This is a genomic window from Citrobacter amalonaticus (assembly GCF_018252635.1).
Classification (GTDB): Bacteria; Pseudomonadota; Gammaproteobacteria; order Enterobacterales; family Enterobacteriaceae; genus Citrobacter_A; species Citrobacter_A amalonaticus_E.
Map to the genome: position 1 here is coordinate 228,769 of NZ_JAGTXM010000004.1, position 21,657 is coordinate 250,425.

The following is a 21,657-nucleotide window of genomic DNA, read 5'->3' on the forward strand; positions in this document are numbered from 1 at the left end:
ATGACCCTTTTAGCGCTCGGCATTAACCATAAGACGGCACCTGTATCGCTGCGAGAACGCGTCACGTTTTCGCCGGATACGCTCGATCAGGCGCTGGAAAGCCTGCTTGCGCAGCCAATGGTGCAGGGCGGCGTGGTGTTGTCGACGTGTAACCGCACGGAGCTGTATCTCAGCGTGGAAGAGCAGGACAACCTGCAGGAAGCGCTGATTCGTTGGTTATGTGATTACCACAATCTTGAGGAAGAGGATCTGCGCAGCAGCCTCTACTGGCACCAGGATAACGACGCGGTCAGCCATCTGATGCGTGTCGCCAGCGGTCTGGATTCGCTGGTGCTCGGTGAGCCGCAGATTCTTGGTCAGGTGAAAAAAGCCTTTGCGGATTCGCAAAAGGGCCACCTGAACGCCAGCGCGCTGGAACGTATGTTCCAGAAATCGTTCTCGGTCGCCAAACGGGTCCGTACCGAAACCGATATCGGCGCCAGCGCCGTGTCCGTTGCGTTTGCCGCCTGTACGCTGGCACGCCAAATCTTTGAGTCGCTTTCGACGGTTACCGTGCTGCTGGTCGGCGCAGGCGAAACCATCGAGCTGGTGGCGCGCCATCTGCGCGAACACCACGTGCAGAAGATGATCATCGCCAACCGCACCCGCGAGCGGGCTCAGGTTCTGGCCGATGAAGTGGGTGCCGAAGTGATTGCACTCAGCGACATCGACGAACGTCTGCGGGAAGCGGACATTATCATCAGTTCAACCGCCAGCCCGCTGCCTATCATTGGCAAAGGGATGGTGGAGCGTGCGCTGAAAAGCCGCCGCAATCAGCCGATGCTGCTGGTGGATATCGCCGTTCCGCGAGATGTCGAACCGGAAGTCGGTAAACTGGCTAACGCCTATCTTTATAGCGTTGACGATCTGCAAAGCATCATTTCGCACAACCTGGCGCAGCGCAAAGCCGCGGCAGTGGAAGCCGAAACGATTGTCGCACAGGAAACCAGCGAGTTTATGGCCTGGCTGCGTGCTCAGGGCGCCAGTGAAACCATTCGTGAATACCGGAGTCAGTCTGAGCACGTACGGGATGAACTGACCGCAAAAGCGCTTGCTGCTCTGGAACAGGGCGGCGACGCGCAGGCCATTATGCAGGATCTGGCGTGGAAACTGACCAACCGCCTGATCCATGCGCCAACCAAATCTCTTCAGCAGGCCGCCCGTGACGGGGATGACGAACGCCTGAATATCTTGCGCGACAGCCTCGGGCTGGAGTAGCAACACACCCTTCTTTTTACAAGGTGCATTTACGCCTATGAAGCCTTCTATCGTTGCTAAACTGGAAGCCCTGCATGAACGCCATGAAGAAGTTCAGGCGCTGCTGGGTGATGCGGGAACCATCGCAGACCAGGAACGTTTTCGCGCACTGTCGCGCGAGTATGCACAGCTAAGCGATGTTTCTCGCTGTTTTACGGACTGGCAACAGATTCAGGACGATATCGAAACAGCACAAATGATGCTCGACGATCCTGAAATGCGTGAAATGGCGCAGGAAGAACTGCGCGAAGCGAAAGACAAGAGTGAACAACTGGAACAGCAGCTACAGGTGCTGCTGCTGCCGAAAGATCCGGACGATGAACGCAATGCGTTTCTGGAAGTTCGCGCCGGGACCGGCGGTGATGAAGCTGCCTTGTTTGCCGGCGATCTGTTCCGCATGTACAGCCGCTATGCCGAAACGCGCCGCTGGCGCGTGGAGATCATGAGCGCCAGCGAAGGTGAGCACGGCGGCTATAAAGAGATTATCGCTAAGATCAGCGGCGACGGTGTCTATGGGCGGCTGAAGTTTGAGTCCGGCGGGCATCGCGTGCAGCGCGTACCGGCAACGGAATCGCAGGGGCGTATCCACACCTCTGCCTGCACCGTGGCGGTGATGCCGGAGCTGCCGGAAGCCGAACTGCCGGATATCAACCCGGCCGATCTGCGCATTGATACCTTCCGCTCCTCCGGGGCGGGTGGTCAGCACGTTAACACCACCGACTCCGCCATCCGTATTACCCACCTGCCGACCGGCATAGTGGTGGAGTGTCAGGATGAACGTTCGCAGCACAAGAACAAAGCCAAAGCGCTTTCGGTGCTCGGCGCGCGTATTCGCGCGGCAGAAGTGGCGAAGCGCCAGCAGGCAGAAGCCTCGACGCGTCGTAACCTGCTGGGCAGCGGCGACCGTAGCGATCGCAACCGGACCTACAACTTCCCGCAGGGACGTGTGACCGATCACCGCATCAACCTGACGCTTTACCGTCTGGATGAAGCGATGGAAGGCAAACTGGATATGCTGATTGAGCCGATCGTGCAGGAATACCAGGCCGATCAACTGGCGGCGCTGTCCGAGCAGGAATAATGGATTTTCAGCACTGGTTACGTGAGGCGATAAGCCAGCTACAGGAAAGTGAAAGTCCGCGTCGCGATGCCGAGATCTTACTCGAATTCGTGACCGGAAAAGGGCGCACCTGGATACTGGCGTTTGGTGAAACGCAGTTAACCGACGCCCAGCAGGCACAGCTGGCGACGCTGCTGGCTCGCCGTCAACGGGGTGAACCGATCGCGCACTTAACCGGCGTGCGGGAATTCTGGTCGTTGCCGCTGTTTGTTTCACCGGCCACGTTGATCCCGCGTCCGGATACTGAATGCCTGGTGGAACAGGCGCTAACGCGATTGCCATCACACCCGTGCCGTATTCTCGATCTGGGGACTGGCACCGGCGCGATTGCGCTGGCGCTGGCGTCTGAGCGTCCTGACTGCGAGGTCACGGCGGTTGACAGGATGCCGGAAGCCGTTGCGCTGGCGCAGCGTAATGCGACCCATCTGGCTATCAACAACATCAAGATTCTGCAAAGCGACTGGTTTAGCGCCTTATCGGGGCAGCAGTTTGCGATGATTATCAGCAACCCGCCCTATATTGACGCGCAGGATCCGCATCTGGCGCAGGGGGATGTCCGCTTCGAACCACTGAGCGCCCTGGTCGCCGGTGACTGCGGAATGGCCGACATTGTGCACATCATCGGGCAATCTCGCACGCGGCTGGAAGCGGGCGGTTTTCTGCTGATCGAGCATGGCTGGCAGCAGGGCGCCGCGGTGCGTGACGCCTTTATTCGCGCGGGCTACCAGGCGGTAGAAACCTGTCGCGATTATGGCGGCAACGAGCGCCTCACGCTTGGACATATGCCTGTATGAACAGCGTTACGCTCCTGCTCGGTGTTCATCTCATCAGCATTGCGCTTTCCATTGGTCTGTTTGTGTTGCGCTATGGATGGCGTGAATGTCATTCTGCGTGGGCTCACGCACGCTGGACGCGCGTCGTTCCGCCAATGGTTGACACCGTTTTGTTGCTCAGTGGTGTGGGGTTGATCGCTAAAACGCACATCCTGCCATTCACGGAACAGGGGACATGGCTGACTGAGAAGCTGTTTGGAGTTATCATTTACATCGTTTTGGGTTTTATTGCGCTCGATTACCGTCGGGCGCGCAGTCGGCAGGCGCGATTAATCGCGTTCCCGCTGGCGCTGGTGGTGCTGTACATCATCATTAAACTCGCCACCACAAAAATACCGTTACTGGGGTAAGTCATGAAGTCGTTAGCTGATTTCGAATTTAATAAAGCGCCATTGTGCGACGGGATGATCCTGGCATCGGAATCGATCCGTCTGGATTTCCCTTCGCAAACTGTCTATGACGAGCTGGAACGTCTGGTCCGCCAGGCGCAAGAAGAAATTAGCCAGCTTTTGTCTCAGGATGAACAACTGGAAAAATTGTTGGCACTTTTCTATGGCGAGTGGGGCTTTACTGACACCCGCGGCGTTTACCGTTTGTCTGACGCGCTATGGCTTGACCAGGTACTGAAGAACCGCCAGGGCAGTGCGGTATCACTGGGGGCAATTTTATTGTGGATTGCCAACCGGCTGTCATTGCCGCTGGTGCCGGTGATATTCCCGACGCAGCTTATTTTACGTATTGAGTCGCTGGAAGGCGAAATGTGGCTCATCAACCCGTTTAACGGTGAAACGTTGAATGAGCATACGCTGGAAGTGTGGCTGAAGGGGAACATCAGCCCGGTCGCTGAGTTATTTAACGAGGATCTGGATGAAGCGGATAACGCGGAGGTGATTCGCAAGCTGCTGGACACGCTGAAATCTTCCTTAATGGAAGAACAGCAGATGGAGCTGGCGCTGCGAGCGAGCGAGGCGTTACTGCAATTTAACCCGGAAGATCCGTACGAAATACGTGACCGGGGTTTAATTTATGCGCAACTGGAATGTGAACATGTCGCGCTAACCGATTTAAGCTATTTCGTTGAGCAGTGTCCGGAAGACCCAATCAGCGAAATGATTCGTGCGCAGATTAATAACATCTCGCATAAGCAAATTGTCCTGCATTAATTTATCGACATTCTTACTCATCATTAAGGCGATCCTATGAAACAAAAAGTGGTTAGCATTGGCGACATCAAGGTAGCAAACGATCTGCCGTTCGTGCTGTTTGGCGGGATGAACGTGCTGGAATCGCGCGATCTGGCGATGCGCATTTGTGAGCACTACGTGACCGTTACCCAAAAACTGGGTATCCCTTACGTGTTCAAGGCCTCTTTTGATAAAGCCAACCGTTCCTCAATCCACTCCTACCGTGGACCGGGCCTGGAAGAAGGGATGAAAATCTTCCAGGAACTGAAGCAGACCTTTGGCGTGAAAGTGATCACCGACGTCCATGAAGCCAGCCAGGCGCAGCCTGTCGCTGACGTTGTGGATGTGATTCAGTTACCGGCGTTCCTCGCTCGTCAGACCGATCTGGTGGAAGCGATGGCGAAAACCGGCGCGGTCATCAACGTGAAGAAACCGCAGTTCGTGAGCCCGGGTCAGATGGGCAACATTGTGGATAAATTCCATGAAGGCGGTAATGACAAGGTGATCCTGTGCGACCGTGGGGCAAACTTCGGTTATGACAACCTGGTTGTCGATATGCTGGGCTTCAGCGTGATGAAAAAAGTGTCCGGTAACAGCCCGGTGATTTTCGACGTAACCCACGCGCTGCAGTGTCGCGACCCGTTCGGTGCCGCGTCTGGCGGTCGTCGCGGTCAGGTGACTGAGCTGGCGCGTGCCGGTATGGCGGTCGGTCTGGCCGGTCTGTTCATCGAAGCGCATCCGGATCCGGCCAACGCGAAATGTGACGGTCCGTCCGCGTTGCCGCTGGCGAAGCTGGAACCGTTCCTGGTGCAGATGAAAGCGATTGACGATCTGGTGAAAAGCTTCGACGAGCTTGATACCGAGAACTAATTGAAAGATTGTGTGCCCGATATTGCATCGGGCAAGATGTAGGCCCGATAAGCGTGTTAGCGCCATCGGGCTTTTTTATATCAGGCAAAGATGGTCATCAGATAGGCGGCAAACAGCGCCAGATGCGCCGCACCGTTCAGCACGTTAGTGCGCCCCGTTGAGAACGAAATATGGCACAGCACCAGTGACGCCACCATCACCACCATTTCAGGTGAGCCTAAGCCGAACACCAGGTCATTCCCCGTTGCCCACGCAATCAGCGTTACCACTGGCACCGTCAGGGAGATAGTCGCCAGTACTGAGCCAAAGAACAGGTTCATTGCGCGTTGCACCTGGTTATTCAGTACCGCCTTCAGCGCCCCCAGCCCTTCCGGTGAGAGGATCAGCAGCGCCACAAGGAAGCCGGTAAAGGCGACCGGGGCATTCAGTTCGGTCAACAGCGTTTCCAGAGGGTTTGCGTTCATTTTGGTGACGGCAATGACCGCAATCAGATGAATCACCAGCCAGACGGCATGCCATAGATTGCTGTGAGCAGAGGGTTTACCGTGGTGCGGGTCGTCGTCGTCGCTGTCATCTTCGTGCTCATAAACAAACAGGCTCTGGTGCGTTTTGGTCTGAATGAGCAGAAACACTCCGTACATCGCGGCGGAAATCAAAGCCACCAGCAGCGCCTGGCCGGTGGTGAAATTCGCGCCGGGAAGCGCCATCGGAAACACCAGTACGATAATTGCTAACGGAAACAGGGCAATCAGATACTGTTTAATACCGAACAGGTTCATATACTGAGTGGCAAATTTACGTCCGCCCAGTAACAACGAAAAGCCGACCAGGCCACCAGTGACAATCATGATGATGGAATAGAGCGTATCGCGCATCAGCGTGGGCGCCGCATCGCCGGTCGCCATCAGCGCTGAAATCAGACTGACTTCAAGAATGACCACTGACAGACTCAGAATGAGTGAGCCGTAGGGTTCGCCGAGTCGATGAGCCAGTACGTCGGCGTGACGAACAACGCTAAAGGCGCTGCTTAAAATACCAATCAGGGCAAGAAGATTAATGCCGATTACCGCTGGTAGTGAATGGCTGCCTCCCCAAAGAAACAGCACTACCAGCGCCACAACCGGGAAAATAAGCGATGTCTCCTTATGGCGGGTTTTCACCGCCTCATGTGCATGTGTCATGAATGCTCTCCATCTCTGCAGGTCAATTTTAATTATAAATGTAATAAAGAGTGTAAAAAATAACAGAAAACGCAGGCTTTACGGTGATATTTTACGAAATTTTACTGCATTTCGGCCTTTCACCCCTAAAACGACAGAAAGAGAAAGTCTTGTTTAGAGAGTATTTAAATAACAGAAACTTATGCGGGTTGTAGAAATAATAAACCTTATTGTAGTGGCAGAGGCAGTCAGGGTTGACCACACTTAAGGTTTAGCCAAAAAATGGAGACAATGATGCCCTATCAAGCGAAAAAAGATCTGCCAGACAGCGTACAACACGTCTTACCCGCCCATGCCCAGGAGATCTACAAAGAGGCGTTCAACAGTGCCTGGGAGCAGTACAAGGACAAAGCCGATCGCCGCGATGATGCCAGTCGGGAAGAGACGGCACATAAAGTCGCATGGGCGGCAGTGAAAAAAGAGTATGCAAAAGGCGAGGATGATAAGTGGCATAAGAAAACCTAACTACTTCAATTGTAAGGTCTCATGCTACAGCCCCTGCGTATACGTAGGCGATTCGTGCTACCCACAACCGTTGCTGCCTTGCAAGCGGCCCGTGAATTGCATATTGTCGTGATATTGGTTTCAAAATGAGCAGTTAAAATGCCCGGAAGGCGTCAAAAAGTTGTCGCAGGGAAGTATGCAGTGGCGGAGGTGTAAGGTGTTAACGCGTGATTTCTTGATGAATGCCGATTGTAAAACGGCATTTGGTGCTATTGAAGAATCACTCTTATGGTCAGCAGAACAACGTGCCGCGTCCCTTGCGGCGACGCTGGCCTGCCGACCAGATGATGGACCGGTGTGGATCTTCGGTTATGGATCGTTGATGTGGAACCCGGCGTTAGAATTTGAGGAGTCATGTACCGGTACACTGGTGGGATGGCACCGGGCATTTTGCCTGCGTCTCACCGCAGGACGCGGAACCGCGTGTCAGCCGGGTCGAATGCTTGCACTGAAAGAGGGCGGGCGCACCACCGGCGTGGCCTATCGTCTCCCGGATCCCTCGCTTGAACAGGAATTAACGCTGTTGTGGAAGCGCGAAATGATCACCGGTTGCTATCTGCCGACCTGGTGCCAACTGGCGCTGGACGACGGGCGAACGGTCAATGCGCTGGTGTTCATTATGGATCCGCGCCATCCGCTGTATGAGTCAGACACGCGAGCGCAAATTATCGCCCCATTAATTGCAGCCGCCAGCGGGCCGCTTGGCACCAACGCGCAATATCTGTTTTCGCTCGAACAAGAGTTACAGAAACTGGGAATGCAGGATGAGTGTCTTAACGATCTGGTGGCTAACGTGCGCGGTTTGTTAGGGGAATCTCTGCCGGAAGGCGTTTTGCGACCGGGTTTCGCGTGAGGCCGATGTCAGCCCGGCAGGCGCAAGCGCTACCGGGCTGTTTACCTGTCAGGCGGCGATATAACTGATGGAATGTTCAAGCGACTGGCTATGGCTGTCGATCAGGACATTCCAGACGCCGGTATAGGGTACGGTCAACCATGCGTTATCACGATTCTGCACGCTTAATATGTCGGTCTGCGTGTCTTTAACGTGTTTTTTTTCGCTCATCAGATGGATGTGGCAACGCTCCGAACAGCGCACGACCACGGTATCCCCACCAAATAACTTCAAACTTGCCTTTACTAATGCCATTTCTCACCCCGTATTGAAAACAACGTACTTCCTTTCGGAAGTGCTGCGTGATGTTGTTCACATTTTACCCATGAGGCATAACACCAAAGAGTTAGGTTTTGAATGCTGATTTTGATCAAAAAATGGCATAACGATTAAACAATAGTGACAAAATCCCTGAGAAAAGCGTGATCGGGCGCACTAACTTTTGGTAAAGATACGCCCTAATAAGATTAAATTCGGAAATAACCGGCTGTTTCAGCAAGCTTGCCTGAAAAGGGGAATTAGAAGGTCAGAACTTTGTCGGCGGTCAGCGTCCATTGCGCCAGTTCCACCAGCGTACCGACTTCCACACCGTCAATCAGCGGCAGAGCTGTGATCCCTCGACCATCGGTGCAGGTTTTGCACAGTTTGACCGGCACGTCCTGGGCGGTAAGGATTTCCAGCATCTGCTGAATATTGTAGCCTTCCGCCGGTTTCTGACCGCGTAAACCTGCTGTGACGGCATCCGACATCAGAAACAGACGCAGGTCGAGATCCGTCGCCTGCTCGCGCAGCGCAATAGCCAGCCGCAGGCTGTTGAATAACGATTCGCTACCGTAGGCCGCACCGTTGGCGATGATCACAATCTTTTGCATGTTGACTCCTGTAAACGGGGAATGTGGTATTGGTCAGCCCGTTATGTTACTCCGCGCGCGGAGGGTTACCAATGAAAGTCTGCATAAACTGCGTGCCTGCTGACCGTAAGGATATTCCTGAAAGTGCGAGAAAGCCTGCAAAACGCAGGTGAGTCAGGTAAGCTTTATGGGTGTTAAGTTAACTGTCCGACGTAAGAAGTCATCACCGATTTGATCCGCTTTGCCTCTCATCCCGTCCCGCTTTATTTACTCTTGCTGCTGGCAGGCGGTAATGTCCGCGCGCAATCCTCATTCATGCATCAGGCGGAAAATCCCTTTGACAATAACCAGGATGGACTGCCCGATCTGGGCATGGCCCCGGAAACTCACGAGGGTGAAAAGCATTTTGCCGAAATGGTAAAAGCCTTTGGCGAAGCGAGTATGACTGACAACGGTCTGGACACTGGCGAGCAGGCAAAGCAGTTTGCCTTTGGCCAGGTACGCGATGCGGTGAGCGAGCAGGTGAATCAGCAACTGGAATCCTGGCTGTCGCCGTGGGGTAAGGCCAGCGTTAATGTGCAGGTTGATAACGAAGGCAATTTCAACGGTAGCCGCGGAAGCTGGTTTGTCCCCTGGCAGGATAACTCGCGCTACCTCACCTGGAGTCAACTGGGACTCACCCAGCAGGATGATGGGCTGGTGAGTAATGTAGGTATCGGCCAACGTTGGGCGCGCGACGGCTGGCTGCTTGGCTATAACACCTTCTACGATAATCTGCTTGATGAGAACCTCCAGCGCGGTGGACTGGGCGCTGAAGCATGGGGGGAATACCTGCGACTGTCGGCCAATTACTATCAGCCGTTTGCCTCATGGCGTACCCATACGCCGACGCTGGAGCAACGAATGGCGCGCGGTTACGACGTCACGGCTGAAATGCGCATGCCGTTCTACGAATATCTCAATACCAGCGTCAGCGTGGAGCAATACTTTGGCGACAGCGTCGATCTGTTTGATTCCGGGACGGGCTATCACAATCCGGTGGCGGTGAAGCTGGGGCTGAACTATACCCCGGTCCCGCTGGTAACGGTCACCGCCCAGCACAAACAGGGGGAGAGCGGTCTTAGCCAGAACAACCTCGGATTGAATCTTAATTACCGCTTCGGCGTGCCGCTGAAAAAACAACTGGCTGCCAGCGAGGTGGCGGAAAGTCGGTCGCTGCGAGGAAGCCGCTATGATCAGCCGCAGCGCAATAACCTGCCGACGATGGAGTATCGTCAGCGCAAAACCCTGAGCGTATTTCTGGCCACCCCGCCGTGGGATCTGCATTCGGGCGAAACGGTGCCGTTGAAATTGCAGGTGCGCAGTCTGCATGGCATTCGTCGTATCACCTGGCAAGGGGACATGCAGGTGCTGAGCCTGACGGCGGGGGCAAACGCAGAAAGTATTGAGGGCTGGACGGTCATCATGCCGGCCTGGGACAGCAGTGAAGGCGCGAGTAACCGCTGGCGACTCTCGGTAGTGGTGGAAGATGAGAAGGGGCAGCGTGTCTCTTCCAATGAGATCACGCTCACGCTAACAGAACCCTTTATGGCAATGCCAGGGGACGATCCGCGCTGGAGGTTGCTCCCGGAGGAGTAATCAGAAGATACGTTCCTGATGCACCCACACCGCCGCTTCAACGCGTGATTTAAGCTTCATTTTTTTCAGCATATGCTTCACGTGGACTTTCACCGTGCTCTCGGTGATATCCAGGCGGCGGGCAATCATTTTATTTGGTAGGCCCTGGGCGATAAGCTTCAGAATGTCGCGTTCACGTGGCGTCAGTTGCGTGACATCGCGATCGGAGGTGGCGCGGTTGGCGCGCAGGCTGGCAGCCAGCACCGGCGTTAACGCTTCGCTTAAGACCATCTCTCCGGCGGCAGCCTGCTGTAATGACTTAAGCAGATCTTCCGGTTCCATATCCTTCAGCAGATAACCATCGGCCCCACGCTTGAGCGCCGTCACGACATCTTCTTCATGATTCGACACGCTGAACACCACGATCCGTCCGGACAGCGCTTTCTCACGTAACTTGTCGAGAGTTTCCAGGCCGTTCATCCCCGGCATGTTCAGATCGAGCAGGATCAGATCCGGGTCAAGCGATTCGGCCAGTTCGATACCCTGCTCGCCGTTGCTGGCTTCACCGACTACGGTGATATCGGGCGCCATGCTGACAAGCTGTTTGACGCCGGTCCGCAACATCGGATGATCGTCGATGAGCAGGATAGTTGCCGGTTCCTGATTATTCATGGGTATCTCCTTGAACTTCGGTGAAGTATTTTTCGGGAATAAACGTGACAGCGACTTCAGTGCCTCCCGTCTCGCGACGGCGTACCTGGCAATCTCCGCGCAGGCTCTGTGCCCGGTCACGCATAATGATCATGCCGTAGTGGTTACTGCGTTCGGCGTTCTCAGGAACGCCGCAGCCGTTGTCCTGGACAGTCAATTTTACCTGCTTGCCTTTTTGCGCCACGGTGACCACCACGTCATCAGCATGAGAATGCTTAAGCGCATTGCTTAAGGCTTCACGGGCGATTTGCAGCAGGTGAATCGCCTGATGCGAAGGCACCAGACGCGGAGGTAACTGGTAATCCAGTTTCACCGTAAAACCAAAACGAGCGCTGTACTCCTGGCAGCTGGCTTCCAGCGCGGGGCGCAGACCGGGTTCGGTCAACCGTAAGCGGAACGTCGTCAACAGTTCGCGCAGTTGCGCCCATGACGCATTCAGCTCATTGCGGATCTGGCCGAGCAGGTCACGACTGCTGTCCGGCAACGTCTCTCCCTGCATTTGCAGGCAACTGACCTGCATCTTCATACAGGACAGTGATTGTGCAATAGAATCATGTAGTTCGCGCGCAATGGTTGCACGCTCTTCCATGACGATCAACTGCTGTTGACGTTCCTGGTTGCGATCCAGCGCCAGCGTGGCGGTGAGTTGTTCCACGAGTGTATCTACCAGTTGCTGTTGATCGTGACTGAGGTGACGCCCCTGCGGCAGGGTCGCCAGCAAAATGCCGTACTGGCTATGGGTGTCCGTCAAGCGCCATTTTAGCGTCATGCCGCCTTCAATCGGCGGCAGCGACTCGCGTGGGCAGAGATAGCACCCTTTATCATCACAGCTGATATTGGACTGGCAGGTAAATTCCTGATGATTCTCTTCATCTTCCTGGTCATAAACCCGCAGTTCGATGTCATGCATTTGGGTCAGGTTTTGCAGACCGTTCAGCACCGGGGAAAGGCGTTCACAAAGTGGCACCGGCGAGTGCAGACGGCGGTTGGCCTGCCAGAGAAAAGAGAGGATCTGATTTTTTTGCTCCAGCACGGCCGTTTTTTCTTTGACGCGCTGTTCAAGTACCGAATAGCTTTCCGCCAGTTCGTCGGACATGTTGTTAAGCGCGTCGCCGAGCATCGCCATCTCATTACGCCCGCCGATCTGCGCACGCTGGGTAAAGTCGCGCTGGCTGACGGCGCGGGCCATCGACAGCAGTTGCTTCCACGGCTGAAGCAGACGCGCCCGCAGCCAGATAATGGTAAAGACCAGTAGCAGCGCCATAAAAATCGCCATCACCCGGTGCACCATCACCACGCGTTCGATGCGCATTTCGGTGGTATGGTCAAACGCAGAGACGAGCCGATCAAGGCCCGCGACAAACCGGTTGACGTCGGCGGCGACGGTGTCTCTGCTGCTGGCCTGTTGCAGGCCGGGGGAGAGTTCGCGATGCCAGTAATCCTGGAGTGCGCGTAGTTGTTCCTGCTGACCGTCGCGTTCTGCGGCGCGGGTCAGTTCAGGACTAAACGCGGTCTGCTCCATCTCATCAACCCATTTCTGGTCGTCAGCGCTCAGTGGTACTGCGGCAAGCAGTCGATAGCTTTGCATCCGCAGCGATCCGGCTTTATTAATGGCATGTGCGCTACCCTGGACGCCCTGAACCAGCCAGCCAGAGACAGCCATACCCGCCACGCCGATCGCGGTAGAGAGCATCACAATGAGCGCCACCTGGTTAACCAGCGTGAGCGGAGAGAGACAACGTTTTAGCATAAAACCTTCTTCCTTCAGGTCTCCGGACTGCGAATGGGGAAACCTCAATGAATGACGAGAGTGCCGGCAGAATCAGGCAGTGGCGTTATTCTCGACCATCCCCTGGAGTATACCCATACCTAAAGCGAGTTACCTCTTAATTGCCGTGTCGGGAGGGGGCTTGAGGAAGGGGGGAGCGGCGACAGGCAGCACCGTGAAAAACCACGTATTTTTTGGCGAATTATCCTACTCACTTAGGATGATCATGATTTTTTCGTTGTGATATCGACAACTTTTCCTTTGATTTATATCAACTTACCTCGCGCTATAAACCCTAATGTTGCAGGCATCGAATCGAGTATCAGAGGTGTCTATGAGTCACTCATCCGCCCCGGAAAGGGCATCTGGAGCTGTAATCACAGAATGGCGACCGGAAGATCCGGCATTCTGGGCACAGCGGGGTCATCGTATCGCCAGTCGCAACCTGTGGATTTCTGTCCCCTGTCTGCTGCTGGCGTTTTGCGTCTGGATGTTGTTCAGTGCTGTTGCGGTGAATCTGCCGAAAGTCGGTTTCAACTTTACCACTGAACAGTTGTTTATGCTGACGGCGTTACCGTCGGTCTCCGGCGCGTTATTACGTGTGCCTTACTCCTTTATGGTACCGGTCTTCGGCGGACGTCGCTGGACCGCGTTCAGTACCGGGATCCTGATTATTCCATGTGTCTGGTTAGGATTTGCAGTGCAGGATACGTCCACACCATTCAGCACCTTTATTCTGATCTCTTTGCTTTGCGGATTTGCTGGCGCGAACTTTGCCTCCAGTATGGCGAACATCAGCTTCTTCTTTCCAAAACAGAAGCAGGGCGGTGCGCTGGGGCTGAACGGCGGTCTGGGGAATATGGGCGTCAGCGTGATGCAACTGGTTGCTCCGCTGGTGGTCTCGCTGTCGATCTTCGCTGCGTTTGGCAGCCACGGTGTTGAACAGCCGGATGGGTCGCAACTGTATCTGGCAAATGCCGCCTGGATCTGGGTACCGTTCCTCGCCTTCTTCACGCTGGCAGCCTGGTTTGGCATGAACGAACTGGCGACCTCGAAAGCCTCACTAAAAGAGCAACTCCCGGTGCTAAGGCGCGGACATCTGTGGATCATGAGTCTGCTCTATCTGGCGACGTTCGGCTCGTTCATCGGATTCTCAGCGGGCTTTGCCATGCTGTCCAAAACGCAATTTCCGGAGATTCAGATTCTGCATTATGCGTTCTTTGGTCCCCTGGTCGGCGCGCTGGCGCGTTCCGCAGGTGGGGCGATCTCTGACCGCTTAGGCGGAACCCGTGTCACGCTGGTGAACTTCGTGCTGATGGCGATATTCAGCGGCCTGTTGTTCCTGACCTTACCGACCAACGGCACGGGCGGCAGTTTCATCGCCTTCTTCGCGGTCTTCCTTGCTTTATTTATGACGGCCGGACTGGGCAGCGGTTCCACCTTCCAGATGATCTCCGTTATCTTCCGTAAGCTGACGATGGATCGCGTGAAGGCGGAAGGTGGCTCTGAAGAGAAAGCGATGCGCGAAGCGGCGACCGATACGGCGGCAGCGTTAGGCTTTATCTCTGCGATTGGCGCAATTGGCGGCTTCTTTATCCCGAAAGCGTTTGGTACCTCACTGGGCTTAACCGGCTCGCCGGTTGACGCGATGAAAGTCTTCCTGATCTTCTATATCGCCTGTGTGGCTATCACCTGGTTGGTATACGGACGACATTCGAAAAAATAAAAAAGCAGTCATGTATTACCCATTGCGCGGCGTTAGACCGCGCTTTTTTTATGCCTCTAATTAGTTACAACATACTGTTGGTTGTATTGTTGCGCCGTCCTGTCAGTTCGTTGCGAAAAGAGGTCAACCAGAAGGGCATACCCCTTAATACCCACCCGTTAAGAATTTAACATTTACGGAAAATACGATTGAAAAAATAATATTTAAAAACATATGGATATAATTAAATGTCCAATCCCCCGAAAGGGGTATTTCAAAAATTACCCCCCGTTTTCATCCCTGTCCGCCTTGATCGTTATCAATTCTCACGACCTTTCAGGGCGTTACCTTCGCTCTCAATCAAGCAATGTCGATTTATCAGAGAGCCGTCAGGCTCCACAGGAGAGAACCGATGAGTAAATTCCTGGACCGGTTTCGCTACTTCAAACAGAAGGGTGAAACCTTTGCCAATGGGCACGGCCAGCTTCTCGAAACCAACCGGGACTGGGAGGATGGATATCGCCAGCGCTGGCAGCACGATAAAGTTGTGCGCTCAACCCACGGGGTTAACTGCACCGGCTCATGTAGCTGGAAAATCTACGTTAAAAACGGTCTGGTCACCTGGGAAACCCAACAAACCGACTACCCACGTACCCGTCCGGACATGCCAAATCACGAGCCTCGTGGCTGTCCGCGTGGTGCCAGCTACTCCTGGTATCTCTACAGTGCTAACCGACTGAAATACCCGCTGATGCGCAAACGTCTGATGAAGATGTGGCGTGAAGCGAAGAAACTGCACAGCGATCCGGTTGACGCCTGGGCTTCCATCATCGAAGACGCCGATAAAGCAAAAAGCTTTAAGCAGGCGCGTGGTCGTGGTGGTTTCGTCCGCTCCTCCTGGCAGGAAGTCAATGAGCTGATTGCCGCCTCTAACGTTTATACCGTGAAAACCTACGGCCCGGACCGCGTGGCGGGTTTCTCGCCGATCCCGGCGATGTCGATGGTCTCCTATGCGTCCGGCGCGCGTTATCTCTCCCTTATTGGCGGCACTTGCCTGAGCTTCTACGACTGGTACTGCGACCTGCCACCGGCGTCTCCGCAGACATGGGGTGAGCAGACCGACGTACCGGAATCCGCTGACTGGTACAACTCCAGCTACATCATTGCCTGGGGGTCTAACGTTCCGCAGACCCGCACGCCGGATGCGCACTTCTTTACCGAAGTCCGCTATAAAGGCACCAAAACCGTTGCGGTAACGCCGGACTACGCTGAAATCGCCAAGCTGTGCGACCTCTGGCTGGCGCCGAAGCAGGGTACCGATGCGGCGATGGCGCTGGCAATGGGTCACGTCATGCTGCGTGAATTCCACCTCGACAATCCGAGCCAGTACTTTACCGATTATGTACGCCGCTACACCGACATGCCGATGCTGGTCATGCTGGAAGCGCGCGACGGTTATTATGCCGCGGGGCGTATGCTGCGCGCCGCTGATCTTGTGGATTCACTGGGTCAGGAAAATAACCCGGAATGGAAAACCGTTGCCATTAACAGCAATGGCGACATGGTTGCGCCGAACGGCTCGATTGGTTTTCGCTGGGGTGAGAAAGGCAAATGGAACCTCGAGCAGCGCGATGGTACGACCGGTGCCGAGACAGAACTACAACTGAGTCTGCTGGGCAGCCAGGACGAGATCGCCGAGGTGGGCTTCCCGTACTTCGGCGGTGAAGGCACCGAACACTTCAATAAAGTCGAACTGGAAAACGTACTGCTGCACAAACTGCCGGCTAAACGCCTGCAACTGGCAGATGGCACCACCGCGCTGGTTACCACCGTATATGACCTGACGATGGCGAACTATGGCCTTGAACGCGGTCTGAATGATGCCAACTGCGCCACCAGTTATGACGACATCAAAGCGTATACTCCGGCATGGGCAGAGCAGATTACCGGCGTGCCGCGGGCGCAGATCATCCGCATCGCGCGTGAATTTGCCGACAACGCGGATAAGACGCACGGTCGTTCGATGATCATCGTTGGTGCCGGTCTGAACCATTGGTATCACCTCGATATGAACTACCGCGGCCTGATCAACATGCTGGTGTTCTGTGGCTGTATCGGCCAGAGCGGCGGCGGCTGGGCACACTATGTCGGCCAGGAAAAACTGCGTCCGCAGACCGGCTGGCAACCGCTGGCGTTTGCTCTTGACTGGCAGCGTCCGGCCCGCCACATGAACAGTACGTCGTACTTCTACAACCACTCCAGCCAGTGGCGCTATGAGACGGTTACCGCGCAGGAACTGCTGTCACCGCTGGCGGACAAATCGCGCTACAGCGGTCATCTGATTGATTTCAACGTGCGTGCTGAGCGCATGGGCTGGCTGCCGTCCGCGCCGCAGCTTGGCACTAACCCGCTGACTATCGCAGAAGAGGCGAAGAAAGCCGGAATGACGCCGGTGGATTACACCGTCAGGTCACTGAAAGAAGGTTCGATTCGTTTCGCGGCCGAGCAGCCGGAAAACGGGAAAAACCATCCACGTAACCTGTTCATCTGGCGATCCAACCTGCTGGGTTCTTCCGGTAAGGGCCATGAGTACATGCTGAAATACCTGCTGGGGACCGAAAACGGGATTCAGGGGAAAGATCTGGGTCAGCAGGGCGGCGTGAAGCCCGAAGAAGTGGAATGGCAGGACAACGGTCTCGACGGCAAACTGGATCTGGTGGTGACACTGGACTTCCGTCTGTCGAGCACTTGTCTGTACTCCGATATCGTGCTGCCGACGGCGACCTGGTATGAAAAAGACGACATGAATACCTCGGATATGCATCCGTTTATTCATCCGCTGTCCGCCGCGGTGGATCCTGCCTGGGAATCGAAAAGCGACTGGGAAATCTACAAAGCTATCGCGAAGAAATTCTCGGAAGTTTGCGTCGGACATCTTGGTAAAGAAACAGACGTTGTCACGCTGCCCATTCAGCACGACTCCGCCGCCGAACTGGCACAGCCGCTGGACGTGAAGGACTGGAAAAAAGGTGAATGCGACCTGATTCCTGGCGTAACCGCGCCACACATTCTGACCGTCGAGCGCGACTATCCCGCAACCTATGAGCGCTTCACCTCTATCGGCCCATTGATGGAAAAAATCGGCAACGGCGGGAAAGGGATTGCCTGGAATACCCAGAGCGAAATGGATCTGCTACGCAAGCTTAACTACACCAAGGCGGACGGCCCGGCGAAAGGTCAGCCGATGCTCAACACCGCCATTGACGCAGCGGAAATGATCCTGACGCTGGCACCGGAAACGAACGGCCACGTGGCGGTGAAAGCCTGGGCGGCGCTCAGCGAGTTTACCGGGCGCGACCATACGCATCTGGCGACGAACAAAGAAGAGGAAAAAATTCGCTTCCGCGATATCCAGGCGCAGCCGCGTAAGATCATCTCCAGCCCAACCTGGTCCGGCCTGGAAGACGAACACGTTTCGTATAACGCGGGCTATACCAACGTTCATGAGCTGATTCCGTGGCGCACGCTGACCGGGCGTCAGTCGCTGTATCAGGATCACCAGTGGATGCGTGATTTCGGCGAAAGCCTGCTGGTGTATCGTCCGCCCATCGACACCCGTTCGGTGAAATCGGTGATGGGCGAGAAATCCAACGGTAACCCGGAGAAGGCGCTCAACTTCCTGACGCCGCACCAGAAGTGGGGGATCCACTCCACCTATAGCGACAACCTGTTAATGCTGACCCTGTCACGCGGCGGTCCGATTGTGTGGATGAGTGAAACTGACGCCAACGATCTGGGTATTGAGGACAACGACTGGATCGAAGTGTTCAACAGCAACGGTGCCTTAACGGCGCGTGCGGTGGTAAGCCAGCGCGTACCGGCCGGGATGACCATGATGTATCACGCGCAGGAACGTATCGTGAACCTGCCGGGGTCTGAAATTACCCAGCAGCGCGGCGGTATTCATAACTCGGTGACCCGTATAACGCCGAAACCGACCCACATGATCGGCGGCTATGCACAGTTGGCCTACGGCTTTAACTACTACGGCACCGTCGGTTCGAACCGTGATGAGTTTGTAGTGGTACGTAAGATGAAGAACATTAACTGGTTGGATGGCGAAGGCAATGACCAGGTACAGGAGAGCGTAAAATGAAAATTCGTTCACAAGTCGGCATGGTGCTGAATCTCGATAAGTGCATCGGTTGCCACACCTGTTCCGTGACCTGTAAAAACGTCTGGACCAGCCGCGAAGGGATGGAATATGCCTGGTTCAACAATGTCGAAAGCAAACCTGGCGTTGGCTTCCCGAACGACTGGGAAAACCAGGAGAAATGGAAGGGCGGCTGGATCCGTAAAATCAACGGCAAACTGCAGCCGCGGATGGGGAACCGCGCGATGCTGCTCGGTAAAATCTTCGCGAACCCGCATTTGCCGGGGATTGACGATTATTACGAGCCGTTTGATTACGATTACCAGAACCTGCACAACGCGCCGGAAAGTAAGCATCAGCCGATCGCCCGTCCACGCTCGCTGATTACCGGCAAGCGGATGGACAAAATCACCAGCGGTCCGAACTGGGAAGAAATTCTGGGTGGCGAATTTGAAAAACGCGCCAAAGACCAGAACTTCGACAACATGCAGAAGGCGATGTATGGCCAGTTTGAAAACACCTTCATGATGTATCTGCCGCGCCTGTGCGAGCACTGCCTCAACCCGGCGTGCGTGGCGACCTGCCCGAGCGGCGCCATCTACAAGCGTGAAGAAGATGGCATCGTGCTGATCGACCAGGATAAGTGCCGCGGTTGGCGGATGTGCATCACCGGCTGTCCGTACAAAAAGATCTACTTCAACTGGAAGAGCGGAAAATCCGAGAAGTGCATCTTCTGTTATCCGCGTATTGAAGCCGGTCAACCGACCGTCTGTTCCGAAACCTGCGTGGGCCGTATCCGTTATCTCGGCGTATTGCTGTATGACGCGGATGCGATTGAGAGCGCGGCGAGCACCGAAAATGAAAAAGATCTCTATCAGCGCCAACTGGATGTGTTCCTCGATCCGAACGACCCGGCGGTCATCGAACAGGCGCTGAAAGACGGTATTCCGCTGAGCGTTATTGATGCCGCACAGCAGTCGCCGGTTTATAAAATGGCGATGGACTGGAAGTTGGCGCTGCCGCTGCATCCGGAATATCGCACGCTGCCGATGGTGTGGTATGTGCCGCCGCTGTCGCCGATTCAGTCAGCGGCGGATGCGGGCGAACTGGGTAGCAATGGCATTCTGCCGGACGTAGACAGCCTGCGTATTCCGGTGCAGTACCTCGCCAATCTGCTTACCGCAGGCGATACTCAGCCGGTACTGTTAGCGCTGAAACGTATGCTGGCGATGCGCCACTACAAACGTGCGGAAACCGTTGACGGTAAAGTGGACACCCGTGCGCTGGAAGAGGTGGGCTTAAGCGAAGCACAGGCGCAGGAAATGTACCGTTACCTGGCGATTGCCAACTACGAAGATCGCTTTGTGGTGCCGAGCAGCCATCGTGAACTGGCTCGTGATGCCTTCCCGGAGAAAAGTGGCTGTGGCTTTACCTTCGGTGACGGTTGCCATGGTTCAGACACCAAATTCAACCTGTTCAACAGTCGCCGCATTGACGCCGTCGATGTGACCAGCAAAACGGAGCCGCACCAATGATTGAACTCGTCATTGTTTCGCGTCTGCTTGAGTACCCGGATGCTGCCCTGTGGCAGCATCAGCAGGAACTGTACGATGCACTCGCGTCATCTGAAAATCTTGATAAAGAGGACGCGCATACGCTCAGCGTTTTTCTGCGTGATTTAACCGCGCAGGAGATGCTGGATGTGCAGGCCAACTACAGCGAACTGTTTGACCGCGGTCGGGCAACCTCGCTGCTGTTGTTCGAACATGTTCATGGTGAATCCCGCGATCGTGGTCAGGCGATGGTAGATCTGATGGCGCAGTATGAGCAGCATGGCCTACAGCTCGACAGTCGTGAACTGCCGGATCATCTCCCGTTGTATCTGGAATATCTGGCGCAGTTACCGAAGAGTGAAGCACTGGGCGGGTTGCAGGATATCGCCCCGATACTGGCCCTGTTGAGCGCACGCCTGCAACAGCGTGAAAGCCACTATGCGGTGCTGTTCGATCTGCTGCTGAAGTTGGCAAATGCAACGATCGACAGCGATAAAGTCGCAGAAAAAATTGCGGATGAAGTACGTGACGATACGCCGCAAGCGCTGGATGCCGTCTGGGAAGAAGAGCAGGTGAAATTCTTTGCCGATCAGGGCTGCGGCGAGTCTGAAATCTCCGCTCATCAGCGTCGTTTTGCCGGTGCCGTCGCACCGCAATATCTGAATATCACCACCGGAGGACAGCAATAATGCACTTCCTGAATATGTTCTTCTTTGACATCTACCCGTACATCGCCGGATCGGTTTTTTTGATTGGTAGCTGGCTGCGTTACGACTACGGCCAGTATACCTGGCGCGCTGCGTCCAGCCAGATGCTGGATCGCAAGGGGATGAACATGGCATCAAACCTGTTCCACTTCGGGATTCTGGGGATCTTCGCCGGCCACTTCCTCGGCATGCTGACGCCGCACTGGATGTATGAAGCCTGGTTACCCATTGAAGTGAAGCAGAAGATGGCGATGATCGGCGGTGGTGCGGCGGGTCTGATGTGCCTTGTCGGCGGCGTGCTGTTGCTTAAGCGTCGACTTTTTAGCGCACGCGTGCGGGCAACCACCACCGGCGCGGATATCCTGATCCTTTCGCTGCTGGTGATCCAGTGTGCGCTGGGCCTGTCGACCATTCCGTTCTCCGCCCAACATATGGACGGTAGCGAAATGATGAAACTGGTTGGCTGGGCGCAGTCTGTGGTGACGTTCCACGGGGGCGCTTCTGCGCATCTGGAAGGTGTGGCCTTTATCTTCCGTCTGCATCTGGTACTGGGGATGACGCTGTTCCTGCTGTTCCCGTTCTCCCGCCTGGTGCACATCTGGAGCGCGCCGGTCGAGTATTTGACGCGCAAATACCAGGTGGTGCGAGCGCGCCGCTGATTGGTGAATGATGT

Annotated in this window: 19 protein-coding genes; 14 read left to right on the forward strand and 5 right to left on the reverse strand. The window is 55.2% G+C overall.

All coding sequences use genetic code 11. The annotated features are described in order from the left end of the window. Genes hemA through kdsA form a run of 6 tightly spaced genes read left to right on the forward strand, consistent with a single transcriptional unit; the run spans window position 1 to window position 5,303 of the window. Window positions 1–1,257: a glutamyl-tRNA reductase gene (gene hemA / locus KE671_RS13885; protein ID WP_206163412.1), complete on the forward strand. Its 1,257-nt coding sequence runs from the start codon at window positions 1–3 to the stop codon at window positions 1,255–1,257. Between the two features lie 37 nt (window positions 1,258–1,294). Next, complete coding sequence (gene prfA / locus KE671_RS13890) at window positions 1,295–2,377, forward strand: peptide chain release factor 1 (protein WP_044257688.1); 1,083 nt, start codon at window positions 1,295–1,297, stop codon at window positions 2,375–2,377. Next, complete coding sequence (gene prmC, locus KE671_RS13895; protein WP_206163413.1) at window positions 2,377–3,210, forward strand: peptide chain release factor N(5)-glutamine methyltransferase; 834 nt, start codon at window positions 2,377–2,379, stop codon at window positions 3,208–3,210. The genes prfA and prmC overlap by 1 nt, the downstream gene beginning before the upstream one ends. After that, window positions 3,207–3,599 (forward strand): invasion regulator SirB2, encoded by a 393-nt coding sequence (gene sirB2, locus KE671_RS13900; protein WP_206163414.1) that lies wholly within the window; start codon window positions 3,207–3,209, stop codon window positions 3,597–3,599. The genes prmC and sirB2 overlap by 4 nt, the downstream gene beginning before the upstream one ends. A 3-nt stretch (window positions 3,600–3,602) precedes the next feature. Further along, the gene (gene sirB1 / locus KE671_RS13905; RefSeq protein ID WP_206163415.1) at window positions 3,603–4,412 is read left to right on the forward strand and encodes an invasion regulator SirB1; all 810 of its coding nucleotides are present in this window, start codon (window positions 3,603–3,605) and stop codon (window positions 4,410–4,412) included. A 36-nt stretch (window positions 4,413–4,448) separates the two neighbouring features. After that, complete coding sequence (gene kdsA, locus KE671_RS13910; RefSeq protein ID WP_206163416.1) at window positions 4,449–5,303, forward strand: 3-deoxy-8-phosphooctulonate synthase; 855 nt, start codon at window positions 4,449–4,451, stop codon at window positions 5,301–5,303. Window positions 5,304–5,383: 80 nt separating this feature from the next. Here the strand turns inward: kdsA and chaA are convergent, their stop codons facing one another. Next, window positions 5,384–6,484, reverse strand: coding sequence for a sodium-potassium/proton antiporter ChaA (gene chaA, locus KE671_RS13915; RefSeq protein WP_206163417.1), 1,101 nt, complete (start codon window positions 6,482–6,484; stop codon window positions 5,384–5,386). Window positions 6,485–6,757: 273 nt separating this feature from the next. On the opposite strand from chaA, the gene chaB reads away from it, so the two are divergent. Next, entirely contained in the window at window positions 6,758–6,988 is a 231-nt protein-coding gene (chaB, locus tag KE671_RS13920) for a putative cation transport regulator ChaB (protein WP_206163701.1), read from the forward strand. A gap of 196 nt (window positions 6,989–7,184) precedes the next feature. Further along, a complete protein-coding gene (locus tag KE671_RS13925; protein ID WP_206163418.1) occupies window positions 7,185–7,880 on the forward strand; it encodes a gamma-glutamylcyclotransferase in 696 nt (231 codons plus the stop codon). Window positions 7,881–7,928: 48 nt separating this feature from the next. On the opposite strand, the gene KE671_RS13930 is transcribed toward KE671_RS13925, so the two are convergent. After that, a complete protein-coding gene (locus tag KE671_RS13930; RefSeq protein ID WP_205612099.1) occupies window positions 7,929–8,174 on the reverse strand; it encodes a DUF1883 domain-containing protein in 246 nt (81 codons plus the stop codon). 263 nt (window positions 8,175–8,437) lie between these two features. Further along, complete coding sequence (locus tag KE671_RS13935) at window positions 8,438–8,791, reverse strand: DsrE/DsrF/TusD sulfur relay family protein (protein ID WP_206163419.1); 354 nt, start codon at window positions 8,789–8,791, stop codon at window positions 8,438–8,440. A 210-nt stretch (window positions 8,792–9,001) separates the two neighbouring features. On the opposite strand from KE671_RS13935, the gene KE671_RS13940 reads away from it, so the two are divergent. Continuing rightward, window positions 9,002–10,408, forward strand: coding sequence for a YchO/YchP family invasin (locus KE671_RS13940; protein WP_206163420.1), 1,407 nt, complete (start codon window positions 9,002–9,004; stop codon window positions 10,406–10,408). On the opposite strand, the gene narL is transcribed toward KE671_RS13940, so the two are convergent. Both narL and narX read right to left on the reverse strand, forming a co-directional pair. Further along, window positions 10,409–11,059, reverse strand: coding sequence for a two-component system response regulator NarL (narL, locus tag KE671_RS13945; RefSeq protein WP_042318615.1), 651 nt, complete (start codon window positions 11,057–11,059; stop codon window positions 10,409–10,411). After that, window positions 11,052–12,848, reverse strand: coding sequence for a nitrate/nitrite two-component system sensor histidine kinase NarX (gene narX, locus KE671_RS13950; RefSeq protein ID WP_206163421.1), 1,797 nt, complete (start codon window positions 12,846–12,848; stop codon window positions 11,052–11,054). The genes narL and narX overlap by 8 nt, the downstream gene beginning before the upstream one ends. Before the next feature lie 352 nt (window positions 12,849–13,200). Here narX and KE671_RS13955 point away from each other — a divergent pair, with 352 nt between their 5' ends. From KE671_RS13955 to narI, 5 genes are all read left to right on the forward strand, one after another. Beyond that, window positions 13,201–14,592, forward strand: coding sequence for a NarK family nitrate/nitrite MFS transporter (locus KE671_RS13955; protein ID WP_206163422.1), 1,392 nt, complete (start codon window positions 13,201–13,203; stop codon window positions 14,590–14,592). Between the two features lie 391 nt (window positions 14,593–14,983). Beyond that, on the forward strand, window positions 14,984–18,727 hold the full coding sequence (locus KE671_RS13960; RefSeq protein ID WP_206163423.1) for a nitrate reductase subunit alpha: 3,744 nt from the start codon (window positions 14,984–14,986) through the stop codon (window positions 18,725–18,727). Then, window positions 18,724–20,259 carry a nitrate reductase subunit beta gene (gene narH, locus KE671_RS13965; RefSeq protein ID WP_206163424.1) on the forward strand — a complete coding sequence of 512 codons (1,536 nt, stop codon included), beginning with the start codon at window positions 18,724–18,726 and terminating at the stop codon, window positions 20,257–20,259. Before KE671_RS13960 ends, narH begins: the two co-directional genes overlap by 4 nt. After that, complete coding sequence (gene narJ / locus KE671_RS13970; RefSeq protein ID WP_206163425.1) at window positions 20,256–20,966, forward strand: nitrate reductase molybdenum cofactor assembly chaperone; 711 nt, start codon at window positions 20,256–20,258, stop codon at window positions 20,964–20,966. The genes narH and narJ overlap by 4 nt, the downstream gene beginning before the upstream one ends. Beyond that, entirely contained in the window at window positions 20,966–21,643 is a 678-nt protein-coding gene (narI, locus tag KE671_RS13975; RefSeq protein WP_206163426.1) for a respiratory nitrate reductase subunit gamma, read from the forward strand. The genes narJ and narI overlap by 1 nt, the downstream gene beginning before the upstream one ends. Window positions 21,644–21,657: the final 14 nt, after the last annotated feature.